At 45.7% G+C, this 11,919-nt stretch carries 20 protein-coding genes; 2 read left to right on the forward strand and 18 right to left on the reverse strand.

Annotated elements, in window-relative coordinates; genetic code table 11:
- Positions 1-2 precede the first annotated feature (2 nt).
- The 17 genes from rpsH to rpmE form a co-directional block, all read right to left on the reverse strand.
- A complete protein-coding gene (gene rpsH, locus ACWYVB_RS17955) occupies positions 3-395 on the reverse strand; it encodes a 30S ribosomal protein S8 (protein WP_005379572.1) in 393 nt (130 codons plus the stop codon).
- A gap of 29 nt (positions 396-424) precedes the next feature.
- Complete coding sequence (gene rpsN, locus ACWYVB_RS17960) at positions 425-730, reverse strand: 30S ribosomal protein S14 (RefSeq protein WP_004410442.1); 306 nt, start codon at positions 728-730, stop codon at positions 425-427.
- Between the two features lie 17 nt (positions 731-747).
- Positions 748-1,287: a 50S ribosomal protein L5 gene (rplE, locus tag ACWYVB_RS17965; RefSeq protein ID WP_005379573.1), complete on the reverse strand. Its 540-nt coding sequence runs from the start codon at positions 1,285-1,287 to the stop codon at positions 748-750.
- 23 nt (positions 1,288-1,310) lie between these two features.
- Positions 1,311-1,628 (reverse strand): 50S ribosomal protein L24, encoded by a 318-nt coding sequence (gene rplX, locus ACWYVB_RS17970; RefSeq protein WP_005379574.1) that lies wholly within the window; start codon positions 1,626-1,628, stop codon positions 1,311-1,313.
- A gap of 13 nt (positions 1,629-1,641) precedes the next feature.
- Entirely contained in the window at positions 1,642-2,013 is a 372-nt protein-coding gene (gene rplN / locus ACWYVB_RS17975; protein WP_004410450.1) for a 50S ribosomal protein L14, read from the reverse strand.
- Positions 2,014-2,175: 162 nt separating this feature from the next.
- Complete coding sequence (gene rpsQ, locus ACWYVB_RS17980) at positions 2,176-2,430, reverse strand: 30S ribosomal protein S17 (protein WP_005379575.1); 255 nt, start codon at positions 2,428-2,430, stop codon at positions 2,176-2,178.
- On the reverse strand, positions 2,430-2,621 hold the full coding sequence (gene rpmC, locus ACWYVB_RS17985) for a 50S ribosomal protein L29 (RefSeq protein ID WP_005392379.1): 192 nt from the start codon (positions 2,619-2,621) through the stop codon (positions 2,430-2,432). Before rpmC ends, rpsQ begins: the two co-directional genes overlap by 1 nt.
- Positions 2,621-3,031, reverse strand: coding sequence for a 50S ribosomal protein L16 (gene rplP, locus ACWYVB_RS17990; RefSeq protein WP_005379577.1), 411 nt, complete (start codon positions 3,029-3,031; stop codon positions 2,621-2,623). Before rplP ends, rpmC begins: the two co-directional genes overlap by 1 nt.
- Before the next feature lie 11 nt (positions 3,032-3,042).
- Positions 3,043-3,741 carry a 30S ribosomal protein S3 gene (gene rpsC, locus ACWYVB_RS17995; RefSeq protein ID WP_005383161.1) on the reverse strand — a complete coding sequence of 233 codons (699 nt, stop codon included), beginning with the start codon at positions 3,739-3,741 and terminating at the stop codon, positions 3,043-3,045.
- 18 nt (positions 3,742-3,759) lie between these two features.
- On the reverse strand, positions 3,760-4,092 hold the full coding sequence (rplV, locus tag ACWYVB_RS18000; protein ID WP_005383164.1) for a 50S ribosomal protein L22: 333 nt from the start codon (positions 4,090-4,092) through the stop codon (positions 3,760-3,762).
- A gap of 10 nt (positions 4,093-4,102) precedes the next feature.
- A complete protein-coding gene (gene rpsS, locus ACWYVB_RS18005; RefSeq protein WP_004394525.1) occupies positions 4,103-4,381 on the reverse strand; it encodes a 30S ribosomal protein S19 in 279 nt (92 codons plus the stop codon).
- Between the two features lie 21 nt (positions 4,382-4,402).
- Positions 4,403-5,227, reverse strand: coding sequence for a 50S ribosomal protein L2 (rplB, locus tag ACWYVB_RS18010; protein ID WP_005383168.1), 825 nt, complete (start codon positions 5,225-5,227; stop codon positions 4,403-4,405).
- Between the two features lie 15 nt (positions 5,228-5,242).
- Positions 5,243-5,545, reverse strand: coding sequence for a 50S ribosomal protein L23 (rplW, locus tag ACWYVB_RS18015; protein ID WP_004398471.1), 303 nt, complete (start codon positions 5,543-5,545; stop codon positions 5,243-5,245).
- Positions 5,542-6,144, reverse strand: a complete 603-nt coding sequence (rplD, locus tag ACWYVB_RS18020) for a 50S ribosomal protein L4 (protein WP_005379556.1) — start codon at positions 6,142-6,144, stop codon at positions 5,542-5,544. Before rplD ends, rplW begins: the two co-directional genes overlap by 4 nt.
- A gap of 17 nt (positions 6,145-6,161) precedes the next feature.
- Positions 6,162-6,791 (reverse strand): 50S ribosomal protein L3, encoded by a 630-nt coding sequence (gene rplC, locus ACWYVB_RS18025; RefSeq protein WP_005379555.1) that lies wholly within the window; start codon positions 6,789-6,791, stop codon positions 6,162-6,164.
- 14 nt (positions 6,792-6,805) lie between these two features.
- A complete protein-coding gene (rpsJ, locus tag ACWYVB_RS18030; protein WP_005392381.1) occupies positions 6,806-7,117 on the reverse strand; it encodes a 30S ribosomal protein S10 in 312 nt (103 codons plus the stop codon).
- A gap of 455 nt (positions 7,118-7,572) precedes the next feature.
- Entirely contained in the window at positions 7,573-7,794 is a 222-nt protein-coding gene (gene rpmE / locus ACWYVB_RS18035; protein ID WP_005379546.1) for a 50S ribosomal protein L31, read from the reverse strand.
- 295 nt (positions 7,795-8,089) lie between these two features.
- Between rpmE and priA the strand changes: the two genes are divergently transcribed.
- Positions 8,090-10,291 carry a primosomal protein N' gene (gene priA, locus ACWYVB_RS18040; protein ID WP_005392382.1) on the forward strand — a complete coding sequence of 734 codons (2,202 nt, stop codon included), beginning with the start codon at positions 8,090-8,092 and terminating at the stop codon, positions 10,289-10,291.
- A gap of 303 nt (positions 10,292-10,594) precedes the next feature.
- Positions 10,595-11,623: a DNA-binding transcriptional regulator CytR gene (gene cytR, locus ACWYVB_RS18045; protein ID WP_257739454.1), complete on the forward strand. Its 1,029-nt coding sequence runs from the start codon at positions 10,595-10,597 to the stop codon at positions 11,621-11,623.
- Positions 11,624-11,826: 203 nt separating this feature from the next.
- On the opposite strand, the gene ACWYVB_RS18050 is transcribed toward cytR, so the two are convergent.
- Positions 11,827-11,919, reverse strand: a 93-nt coding sequence (locus ACWYVB_RS18050; RefSeq protein WP_318079992.1) for a transposase, incomplete at its 5' end; no start/stop codon positions are given.

An 11,919-nucleotide genomic window follows, 5' to 3' on the forward strand; every position in this document is an offset into this window, starting at 1 on the left:
TATTAAGCTACGTAAGCGATGATTTCACCACCAAGACCTGCTTTACGTGCAGCGCGGTCTGACATAAGACCCTTGGAAGTAGAAACGATAGCAATACCAAGACCACCCATTACAGAAGGAAGTTCATCTTTCTTCTTGTAAACACGTAGACCTGGACGAGAAACACGTTTAAGTTGCTCGATTACTGGTTTAGCTTGGAAGTACTTAAGTGTAACTTCTAGCTCAGGTTTTGCTTCGCCTTCAACAGCGAAGTCAACGATGTAACCTTCAGCTTTTAGTAGTGCAGCAATTGCAACTTTAAGCTTTGAAGAAGGCATTTTTACAGCAACTTTGTTTGCTGCCTGACCGTTACGAACGCGGGTCAGCATATCCGAAATCGGATCTTGCATGCTCATATGATTTACTCCAAATGATTAAGTGGCAATTACCAGCTAGCCTTACGAAGACCCGGAATCTCGCCTTTCATGCAAGCTTCACGAACCTTAATACGGCTTAGACCGAACTTACGTAGGTAACCGTGTGGACGACCAGTTTGGTTGCAACGGTTGCGCTGACGTGATGCACTTGAATCACGTGGAAGAGATTGCAGTGTAAGAACCGCGTTCCAACGATCTTCTTCAGATGCGTTTACATCGCTGATGATAGCTTTTAGCGCTGCACGCTTTTCAGCGAACTTAGCTACTAGCTTCGCACGTTTTGCTTCACGCGCTTTCATTGAATTTTTAGCCATAACAGTAACCCTTCACCTTACTTACGGAATGGGAAGTTAAAGGCAGCCAGCAGAGCACGGCCTTCCTCATCAGTACCAGCAGACGTCGTAATAGTGATGTCTAGACCGCGTACTCGATCAACTTTATCAAAGTCGATTTCCGGGAAGATGATTTGCTCGCGAACGCCCATGCTGTAGTTACCGCGACCGTCAAAAGACTTAGCGCTAACACCACGGAAGTCACGTACACGTGGAAGAGCGATGTTAATTAAACGCTCAAGAAAATCCCACATACGTTCGCCACGCAAGGTTACTTTACAACCGATAGGGTAGCCTTCACGGATTTTGAAACCTGCAACAGATTTGCGCGCTTTTGTGATAAGTGGCTTTTGACCAGAGATCGTTGCCATATCAGACGCTGCATTTTCTAGCAGTTTCTTATCGTTGATTGCTTCACCAACACCCATGTTTAGGGTGATTTTCTCGATTCTAGGGACTTGCATGACGCTTGTGTAACCGAACTGTTTGGTCAGTTCAGCGACTACAGACGACTTGTAGTAATCATGCAGTTTCGCCATAGTAGAACTCCAAATTACTTCTATTAGTTAGAAACGGTTTCGCCGTTAGACTTGAAGAAACGAACTTTTTTGCCGTCTTCAAAACGGAAACCGATACGGTCAGCTTTACCAGTAGCTGCGTTGAAAATTGCCACGTTAGAAACGTCGATTGCTGCTTCTTGCTCTACGATACCGCCTTGGATACCCATAGCTGGAACAGGTTTCTGATGCTTCTTAACTAGGTTGATACCTTCAACGATAACTTTACCAGTTGCTAGAACCTTAGTTACTTTACCTTTCTTGCCTTTGTCTTTACCAGCAAGAACGATTACTTCGTCATTACGACGGATTTTAGCTGCCATTTCTACGTGCTCCTTACAGAACTTCTGGAGCCAGTGAAACGATCTTCATGAACTTATCGCCACGAAGTTCGCGTGTCACAGGACCAAAGATACGTGTACCGATTGGTTGCTCAGTATTGTCGTTTAGCAATACGCAAGCATTTCGGTCGAAGCGAATGACAGAACCGTCAGGACGACGTACGCCTTTACGGGTGCGCACTACCACCGCCTTCAGAACATCACCTTTTTTAACTTTACCGCGAGGGATTGCTTCCTTCACAGTAACTTTGATGACGTCACCGATATGTGCATAACGGCGGTGAGAGCCACCCAGAACCTTAATACACATTACGCTGCGTGCGCCTGAGTTATCAGCTGCGTCCAGCATACTTTGCATTTGGATCATGTTAGTGCTCCGCTAAATATTAATAACTAGACCCATCACGGGTCGGGCTGCCTCTTTAAAAGGGACGCGAATTGTACCACCCTTTTTTGTGATTGGGTAGTCAAAAAATAAACGGCTCCAAAAATATTTTGGAGCCGCTTTAGTTTCATAGAATTAACGAGATTAAATCTTCGCCTTTTCTAGAACTTTTACCAAAGTCCAAGACTTAGTCTTAGACAGTGGACGACACTCTGCGATTTCAACTGTGTCGCCTAGGCCACACTCGTTGTTCTCGTCATGTGCGTGTACTTTAGTCGTACGTTTTACGTATTTACCGTAGATTGGGTGTTTTACGAAACGCTCGATAGCAACAGTGATAGACTTGTCCATCTTATCGCTAACAACACGACCTTGTTGAGTACGTTTTACTTCGCTCATTATGCGCCTGCCTTCTCAGTCAAAACAGTTTTCACACGTGCGATATCACGGCGTACAGCTTTCAGAGCATGAGTTTGCTGTAGTTGACCAGTCGCAGCTTGCATGCGCAAGTTGAACTGTTCACGTAGCAAATTCATTAGCTCAGCGTTAAGCTCTTCAACGCTTTTCTCGCGTAGATCTTGTGCTTTCATCACATCACCTGCTTAGTTACAAATGTAGTTTTGAAAGGCAGTTTACGTGCCGCAAGACGGAACGCTTCACGTGCCAATTCTTCAGGTACACCACCCATTTCGTACATAACCTTACCAGGTTGGATTTGGGCTACCCAGTACTCAACGTTACCTTTACCCTTACCTTGACGAACTTCAAGTGGTTTTTCTGTGATTGGTTTGTCTGGGAACACACGGATCCAGATTTTACCTTGACGCTTAACGTGACGTGTCATTGCACGACGTGCCGCTTCGATTTGACGAGCAGTTAGACGACCACGGCCAACAGCTTTAAGACCGAATTCGCCGAAGCTTACATCAGTACCTTTAGCTAGACCACGGTTACGACCAGTCTGAACCTTACGGAACTTAGTACGTTTAGGTTGTAGCATCTGTCGACTCCTTACTTACGGCCTTTACGCTGCTTCTTAGGCTTGTCGCCTTTAGGCTCTACAGCGTTAGCTGCTGGCATACCACCTAGGATTTCACCTTTGAAGATCCAAGTTTTAATGCCGATCACACCGTATTGAGTGTGAGCCGAAGAAGTTGCGTAATCAATGTCAGCACGTAGAGTGTGTAGAGGCACACGGCCTTCACGGTACCACTCTGAACGTGCGATTTCAGCGCCGCCTAGACGACCGCTTACTTCCACTTTGATACCTTTAGCGCCTAGGCGCATTGCGTTTTGTACTGCGCGCTTCATAGCACGACGGAACATAACACGACGCTCTAGCTGAGACGCGATGCTGTCACCAACAAGTTGCGCATCTAGTTCAGGCTTACGTACTTCAGCGATGTTAATTTGCGCTGGTACACCTGCAATTTTAGCTACAGCTGCGCGTAGCTTCTCAACGTCTTCACCTTTCTTACCGATAACAACGCCTGGACGAGCAGTGTGAATAGTCACACGGATGCTCTTAGCAGGACGCTCGATAACGATACGTGATAGAGACGCTTTTTTCAGTTCACTTGTAAGGAACTGACGTACCTTGAAGTCGCCGTCTAGGTTGTCAGCGAAATCTTTGGTGTTAGCAAACCATGTAGCATTCCAAGGCTTAACGATGCCTAGACGAATACCATTTGGATGTACTTTTTGACCCATTGCTTACTCTCCTAGTCTCTAGCGATCTGCTACAACAACAGTGATGTGGCTTGAACGCTTCAAGATACGATCCGCACGACCTTTAGCACGAGGCATAATACGCTTCATGGTTGGGCCTTCATCTACAAAGATTTTTGCGACATTCAGATCGTCAATATCTGCACCTTCGTTGTGCTCCGCGTTAGCGATAGCAGACTCTAGAACTTTCTTAACTAGTGCAGCAGCTTTTTTGTTGCTGAACGTTAGGATTTCTAGAGCTTGGTCAACAGATTTACCACGGATTAGATCCGCAACTAAGCGAGCTTTCTGAGGCGAAATGCGAGCAAAGTTATGTTTAGCAATTGCTTCCATTATTTACTCCTTAGCGCTTCTTAGCTTTCTTATCCGCAGCGTGACCGCGGTAAGTACGTGTTGGTGCGAATTCACCCAGTTTGTGACCGATCATTTCATCAGTTACAAATACTGGTACGTGCTGACGACCATTATGGACAGCGATGGTCAAACCGATCATCGTAGGGATGATCATTGAACGACGGGACCAAGTCTTAATAGGCTTTTTGTCTCCGCTTTCCACCGCTTTCTCTACCTTCTTCAGCAAGTGTAGGTCAATAAAAGGACCTTTCTTGAGAGAACGTGGCATGGCGATTCCTCTTTATATAGATTACTTGTTACGACGACGTACGATGTACTTGTCAGTGCGTTTGTTCTTACGAGTCTTGAAGCCTTTAGTAGGCATACCCCAAGGAGATACTGGGTGACGACCACCAGAAGTACGGCCTTCACCACCACCGTGTGGGTGGTCAATCGGGTTCATTACAACACCACGAACCGTTGGACGGATACCGCGATGACGTGATGCACCTGCTTTACCAAGTTCACGTAGCATGTGCTCAGAGTTACCAACTTCACCGATTGTTGCACGGCCTTCAGAAAGAACTTTGCGCATCTCGCCAGAACGTAGACGGATAGTTACGTACGCACCGTCGCGAGCAACGATTTGAGCGTAAGCACCAGCCGAACGAGCTAGCTGACCACCTTTACCAGGCTTAAGTTCAACGTTATGTACTGTTGAACCTACTGGGATATTACGCATTGGTAGAGTGTTACCAGCTTTGATTGGTGCATCAACACCAGACTGAATAACATCACCAGCTACAACACCTTTAGGTGCTAGGATGTAGCGACGCTCACCGTCTTTGTAAAGAACTAGAGCAATGTTTGCGCTACGGTTTGGATCGTATTCAAGACGCTCAACTGTCGCTGGAATACCATCTTTAGTACGTTTGAAGTCAACTACACGGTAGTGGTGCTTGTGACCACCGCCGATGTGACGTACTGTGATACGACCCTTGTTGTTACGACCACCGTTCTTAGAGTTTTTCTCTAGAAGAGGTGCGTATGGCTTGCCCTTGTGTAGGTCAGCGTTAACAACTTTAACAACGTGACGACGACCAGGGGAAGTCGGCTTACATTTAACAATAGCCATTTTTAACTACTCCTGTTATTCCGCGCCGCCAACGAAGTCAAGATCTTGACCTTCTTTCAAAGTAACGTACGCTTTCTTAACGTCGCTGCGGCGACCTTGGCGTAGACCTTGACGTTTGGTCTTACCCTTAGTGATAAGAGTATTTACAGACTTAACTTCAACTTCAAATAGCTTTTCTACAGCTGCTTTGATCTCTTTTTTAGTCGCATCTTTAGCTACTTTGAAAACGATAGTGTTCGCTTTCTCAGCTGCCATAGTTGCTTTTTCAGAGATGTGCGGTGCACGTAGAACTTTTAGGATACGCTCTTCAGTGATCATGCTAGCATTTCCTCTACTTGCTTAACTGCTTCTGCAGTCATTACAACTTTGTCAAACGCGATTAGAGATACTGGATCGATACCAGCAACATCACGTGCGTCAACTTTGTATAGGTTACGAGCAGCTAGGAATAGATTCTCATCTACTTCGCTAGTCACGATTAGAGCGTCAGTTAGCTCAAGCTCTTTAAGCTTAGCAACTAGCTCTTTAGTCTTTGGTGCTTCAACTGAGAAGTTATCAACAACGATTAGACGCTCTTGACGAACAAGCTCAGAAAGAATGCTCTTCATAGCACCACGGTACATTTTTTTGTTTACTTTTTGGCTGTGATCTTGTGGTTTCGCAGCAAAAGTAACACCACCTGTACGCCAGATTGGGCTACGGATTGTACCAGCACGCGCACGGCCAGTACCTTTTTGACGCCATGGCTTAGCGCCACCGCCAGAAACTTCTGAACGTGTTTTTTGAGCACGAGTACCTTGACGAGCACCTGCTGCGTACGCAACAACTACTTGGTGTACAAGAGCTTCGTTAAACTCACGTCCGAAAGTAGTTTCGGAAACAGTTAGTGCATCGGCACCTTTAACCATTAGTTCCATTACTTACTCCTGAGACGTTATGCTTTAACAGCTGGTTTAACGATCACGTTGCCGCCAGTTGCGCCTGGGACTGCACCTTTAATAAGAAGCAGGTTGCGCTCAGCGTCAACACGTACGATCTCTAGGTTTTGAGTCGTTACACGCTCAGCACCCATGTGACCTGCCATTTTCTTGCCTTTAAATACGCGACCTGGAGTCTGACATTGACCGATAGAACCAGGAGCACGGTGAGACAATGAGTTACCGTGAGTCATATCTTGAGTACGGAAGTTCCAACGCTTAACAGCGCCTTGGAAACCTTTACCCTTAGATGTACCAGTAACGTCTACTTTCTTAGTTTCGTTGAATAGTTCAACAGTTAGTTCTGAACCAACTTCGAACTCTTCGCCGTTTTCTAAACGGAATTCCCAAAGACCACGACCAGCTTCAACGCCAGCTTTAGCAAAGTGACCTGCTTCAGCTTTGTTTACGCGGTTAGCTTTCTTAGAACCAGCTGTAACCTGGATTGCTGCGTAGCCGTCAGTTTCAAGAGTTTTCACTTGAGAAACACGGTTAGCTTCAACCTCAACAACAGTTACTGGGATAGAAACGCCTTCTTCAGTAAATACGCGGGTCATGCCCACTTTACGACCGATTAGACCAATCATACTTCTAATCTCCCTTAACCTAGGCTAATTTGAACGTCAACGCCCGCAGCAAGGTCTAGACGCATTAGAGCATCAACAGTCTTCTCTGTTGGCTCAACGATGTCGATTAGACGCTTGTGAGTACGGATTTCGTACTGGTCACGTGCTTTCTTGTTAACGTGTGGAGAGATAAGAACTGTGAAACGCTCTTTACGAGTTGGCAGTGGGATTGGACCACGAACCTGTGCGCCAGTGCGCTTAGCTGTTTCAACGATTTCCGCTGTAGAAGCATCGATTAGTTTGTAATCGAAAGCTTTTAGGCGGATACGGATACGTTGGTTCTGCATGAGACAGAGCTCCAAATTTAATAAATTACACAAACAATATCGCCACTCAAACTCGTCAAGACGAGAGAATGCCGATTGATTTATGTGAAACCGTAGCATCCAAGATTAGGACGCATTGTCAGTTAATTTTCGATTAACTATCCCTATATGCCAAAGTCACCTTTGAGGATAGTTTTTCCGAAGAAAAGATAGCTAATTGTATTAACCGCGAACATAAGCTGAGTATACATTACCTCACAAATCCTTAGATTTGCTCGCTCCTCACTGCTCATTGGTTCACAACTGGCTTAACCAGTGCGCTGCATTATACAGATCACACTTTAGGTTGCAAGCGCTGAGTGAAAAATAATCGGGAATATTCCAAACCCTATACATCCCTCTTCGCTTGGTAGCCATTAAACAAAAAGGACGCTTCAGCGTCCTTTTCTAAACTGTAATCGTAATAGCGGCTGCTATTATTTCTTACCGCTTGATAGTGCACCGAAACGCTTGTTGAAGCGATCAACACGGCCGCCTGTATCAACGATACGTTGCTTACCAGTGTAGAATGGGTGACACTTGTCACATACGTCTAGGTGGATAGATTCTTTACCTAGAGTAGAGTTGAACTCAAAAGAGTTGCCGCAAGAACAAGTCGCTTTTACTGCTTTGTATTCTGGGTGGATACCAGCTTTCATGGGATAACCTCAATAGTAGGCCGTGTCGCTATACGAATCTAAGCCGCACACCACACGCAATTAATAATAAAATGGGATACCGCATCAACTAATTGCCGAAGCCATATCTCAAGGCGCGATATAGTAAAGAATCACATTGCTCGGATCAACACATTTGGCAACTTTTTCGCCACTTTTTTAGCCAGACTAATCATAGAGGCACGATTCACGCTGAATCACATAGCTTTACTCGAATTTCCATACCGATTTTAATAGACTCTCATTTCCTTTCCCTCTTTTTAATAGCTAAGAATTTATGCGTCCAACCATTGCTAGAGTGGCATTACCCGTTCCGCTCGACAAACAATTTGATTACGCCATTCCGGGGCACCTGTTTCCGATCATTGGTGGACGCGTTTCCGTACCTTTTGGACGCCAAACCTTAGTCGGCATCGTCACCGCAATGGTGAACGACTCCGACTTTCCTAAAGATCAACTTAAGCCAATCAAAGCGGTATTAGACTCCCAACCGATATGGCCAGAGACGCTTTATTCTCTGCTAAATTGGTGCAGCCAGTTCTATCAGTACCCTCTAGGTGACACTCTACACAATGCAATGCCTGCCGCGCTGAGGAAAGGCAAACCGGCCGACTTTGCAACGCTACAAGAATGGCAACTGACAGAAGCAGGAAGAAATAAGCTCATGCAAGGGCTTGGACGTGCGATAAAACAACAGCGTGCACTCCAAATGATGATCAACGGCCCAATCTCGCATCAAGAGCTCTTGGATCAAGAAGTAAACTCAACCATCTTAAAAAATCTCGAAGAAAAAGGTTGGGTCGAGCGCATCGAGAAAAAGCCGACCATTACGAAATGGAGTCAAAATGTAGAGTGTGCGGTAGAGAAACCAAAGCTTAACCATGAACAAGCACTCGCGATTGCCAGCGTAAATAGCCAAACGGGCTTTGCTTGCTATTTATTAGAAGGGGTCACGGGATCCGGTAAAACCGAAGTTTACTTAAACCTTATCAAGCCCGTTCTAGAGCAAGGGAAACAAGCATTAGTTTTAGTACCTGAGATCGGTCTAACGCCCCAAACCATCAACCGCTTTAAACATCGATTTAATGTCCCAGTAGATGTGATTCATTCCGGTTTGAATGAAACAGAGCGTTTGAACGCCTGGTTATCGGCTCGCGATAAAGCCGCGGGGATCATCATTGGTACGCGCTCAGCCCTACTGACACCTTTTGCTGATTTGGGGATTATTATCGTTGATGAAGAGCATGACTCCTCTTATAAGCAACAAGACAGCTTGCGTTACCACGCTCGTGATGTTGCTGTCATGCGCGCCCATAAAGAGCAAGTGCCGATTGTCCTTGGCTCAGCGACGCCAGCGTTAGAAACCCTACATAATGCACTGTCTGGTAAATATCACCATTTAACACTCACCCAACGAGCTGGCTCTGCCGTGCCAACCACCAATAAAGTGTTAGATGTAAAAGGTCAGTATTTAGAAAGTGGCTTATCCGCCCAACTGATTGCCGAAATTCGCAAACACTTAAAAGTAGGCAATCAGGTTATGTTGTTTCTTAACCGCCGAGGTTTCTCGCCCGCTTTGATGTGCCATGAATGTGGTTGGATTGCAGAATGTAAACGCTGTGATGCGTACTATACGTTCCACCATTACAGCAACGAAATACGCTGCCATCACTGCGGCTCACAACAACCTGTCATTCATCAGTGTCAGGGATGTGGTTCAACTCAACTGGTTACCGTCGGCGTAGGAACGGAACAGCTCGAACAACAATTGGCTCAGTTGTTTCCAGAATACAAAGCCATTCGCATCGACAGAGATAGCACACGTCGCAAAGGTAGCTTGGGAGATGCCCTTGAGTCGATTCGTAAAGGTGAATACCAAATACTGATAGGCACTCAAATGCTGGCTAAGGGGCACCACTTTCCAAATGTAACGCTCGTAGCTCTTTTGGATGTTGATGGCTCTTTGTATAGTAGTGATTTTCGCGCTTCGGAGCGATTAGCTCAGCTGTTTATTCAGGTCGCAGGTCGTGCTGGCCGAGCAAGTAAACCTGGCGAAGTGATCCTGCAAACTCACCATCCTGAGCACAGCTTGCTGCAAGCCCTACTTCAAAAAGACTATCGTCACTTTGCTATGACAGCTCTGGAAGAACGCAAACTGGCTCAGCTTCCGCCTTATAGTTTCTTGACTCTGTTTAAAGCAGAAGCAAACCAAAGTGAGGTAGTTGAAGACTTCCTGCGTCAGGTTCGCTTTACGTTAGAATCACACCCTCTGTTCGATGATTCCTGCATGGTGTTAGGCCCCACTCCTTCACCTTTGGCCAAGCGGGCTGGTAAATACCGCTGGCAGCTGTTACTTCAAACCCAGCATCGTTCATTGATGCAAAAGTTATTAACCAGTGCCAAACCTGCTATTGAGTTGTTGCCAAATGCCAAGAAAGTTCGCTGGAATTTAGACATAGAGCCACAAGATCTCAGCTAGCAAACGTTTAACTATGTAATGAATTACCATTTAATGTGACGAGCATCACGACAGGATTGCAATTTTTGTTAAACAGACCGTAACTTTCACTTTAGAAATGAATAGACTATCCAAATTAGAAAAGTCTAAAGTGACTTGTTCGCACAGGCTTAGATTAAAACAATGACTATTCCCACAAATTGATGTCGCAGTGAAGAATCCATTTTTCCACTTGTTAACACGAACTGAGCGAAGAGCAAACGCTGCTCTAACTCAGCGTGATTACTATGATTTCAAACCGGAATAACGTCATCTTGGCAAAAAATAAACGAGAGGTTAAAAACTATGGCGACAATGAAGGATGTTGCCCAGCTTGCGGGAGTGTCTACGGCTACGGTATCTCGAGCATTAATGAACCCAGAGAAGGTCTCTTCTTCAACGAGAAAAAGAGTAGAAGATGCCGTACTTGAAGCGGGTTATTCTCCAAACTCATTAGCGCGTAACTTACGTAGAAACGAATCAAAAACCATTGTCACTATCGTTCCCGACATCTGTGATCCTTATTTTTCTGAAATTATTCGCGGCATTGAAGATGCTGCCATGGAACATGGCTATCTAGTCCTGCTGGGCGATAGCGGACAACAGAAGAAACGCGAAAGTTCTTTCGTTAACCTCGTATTTACTAAGCAGGCGGATGGAATGCTACTGCTTGGCACAGATCTACCGTTCGATGTCAGTAAGCCAGAACAAAAGAACTTACCTCCGATGGTAATGGCGTGTGAATTTGCGCCAGAGTTAGAACTTCCGACAGTACATATTGACAACCTGACCTCAGCATTTGAAGCGGTGAATTACCTAACCCAACTAGGTCATAAACGCATCGCGCAAATCTCGGGGCCAGATACGGCAATATTGTGTCAGTTCCGCCAGCAAGGTTATCAACAAGCCTTGCGCCGCGCAGGCATCAATAAAGATCCTCAATATAGTGTCATTACTGAGTTCTCTTTTGATGGCGGAGCAAAAGCCGTTCGTAAACTGCTCGAATTGCCTGAGCCACCAACGGCTATTTTCTGTCACTGTGACACAATGGCCATCGGCGCAATTCAAGAAGCGAAAAATCTTGGCTTACGAGTACCGCAAGATCTCTCCGTTGTGGGCTTTGATGACATTAACTTCGCTCAGTACTGCGATCCACCGTTGACCACTATCTCTCAGCCTCGCTATGAGATTGGTCGACAAGCGATGCTAATGATGCTTGAGATGTTAAAAGGACACGACGTGCATTCAGGCTCGCGCCTACTTGAAACTAACCTCGTCATTCGCGGAAGCGCAGCGCCACCACAGCGCCCTTAACCTAAAAATTAAGTATCCATACCCAAAGCGGTGCTAAGGCGCCGCTTTTTATTTACCCCTCCTGCTTTTTGTGTATCCCTGAATAAATATAAGCGAGAACGGAAACACACTCCTACACTCGGGCGTTGTCGCGCTTTAGCAATTTCGCCGTAAACCCTCGCCCGATGAGGGCGGGGATATAAGGCGTAAGACGCGATAGCGTCTTAATCTGGGGTGGACTGACTTTCCACATAAGCTTTTAATGTTTCAATAGTCGCACCGCCAGCAGTACAAGCAAAGTATGAACGAGACCATAG

The sequence above is a fragment of the Vibrio sp. JZG10 genome, from assembly GCF_054064075.1.

Bases quoted from the DNA above. Each gene is read 5' to 3' on its own strand.
- rplX (WP_005379574.1), bottom strand. From the start codon at position 1,628: ATGGCAGCTAAAATCCGTCGTAATGACGAAGTAATCGTTCTTGCTGGT.
- rplP (WP_005379577.1), bottom strand. From the start codon at position 3,031: ATGCTACAACCTAAACGTACTAAGTTCCGTAAGGTTCAGACTGGTCGT.
- priA (WP_005392382.1), top strand. From the start codon at position 8,090: ATGCGTCCAACCATTGCTAGAGTGGCATTACCCGTTCCGCTCGACAAA.
- rplC (WP_005379555.1), bottom strand. From the start codon at position 6,791: ATGATTGGTCTAATCGGTCGTAAAGTGGGCATGACCCGCGTATTTACT.
- rpsC (WP_005383161.1), bottom strand. From the start codon at position 3,741: ATGGGTCAAAAAGTACATCCAAATGGTATTCGTCTAGGCATCGTTAAG.
- rplN (WP_004410450.1), bottom strand. From the start codon at position 2,013: ATGATCCAAATGCAAAGTATGCTGGACGCAGCTGATAACTCAGGCGCA.
- rpsJ (WP_005392381.1), bottom strand. From the start codon at position 7,117: ATGCAGAACCAACGTATCCGTATCCGCCTAAAAGCTTTCGATTACAAA.
- rpmC (WP_005392379.1), bottom strand. From the start codon at position 2,621: ATGAAAGCACAAGATCTACGCGAGAAAAGCGTTGAAGAGCTTAACGCT.
- rpmE (WP_005379546.1), bottom strand. From the start codon at position 7,794: ATGAAAGCTGGTATCCACCCAGAATACAAAGCAGTAAAAGCGACTTGT.
- rpsN (WP_004410442.1), bottom strand. From the start codon at position 730: ATGGCTAAAAATTCAATGAAAGCGCGTGAAGCAAAACGTGCGAAGCTA.
- rpsQ (WP_005379575.1), bottom strand. From the start codon at position 2,430: ATGAGCGAAGTAAAACGTACTCAACAAGGTCGTGTTGTTAGCGATAAG.
- rplE (WP_005379573.1), bottom strand. From the start codon at position 1,287: ATGGCGAAACTGCATGATTACTACAAGTCGTCTGTAGTCGCTGAACTG.
- rplW (WP_004398471.1), bottom strand. From the start codon at position 5,545: ATGATCACTGAAGAGCGTATCCTAAAAGTTCTACGTGCACCGCACATC.
- rplB (WP_005383168.1), bottom strand. From the start codon at position 5,227: ATGGCTATTGTTAAATGTAAGCCGACTTCCCCTGGTCGTCGTCACGTT.
- rplD (WP_005379556.1), bottom strand. From the start codon at position 6,144: ATGGAACTAATGGTTAAAGGTGCCGATGCACTAACTGTTTCCGAAACT.
- rplV (WP_005383164.1), bottom strand. From the start codon at position 4,092: ATGGAAGCAATTGCTAAACATAACTTTGCTCGCATTTCGCCTCAGAAA.
- rpsS (WP_004394525.1), bottom strand. From the start codon at position 4,381: ATGCCACGTTCTCTCAAGAAAGGTCCTTTTATTGACCTACACTTGCTG.
- rpsH (WP_005379572.1), bottom strand. From the start codon at position 395: ATGAGCATGCAAGATCCGATTTCGGATATGCTGACCCGCGTTCGTAAC.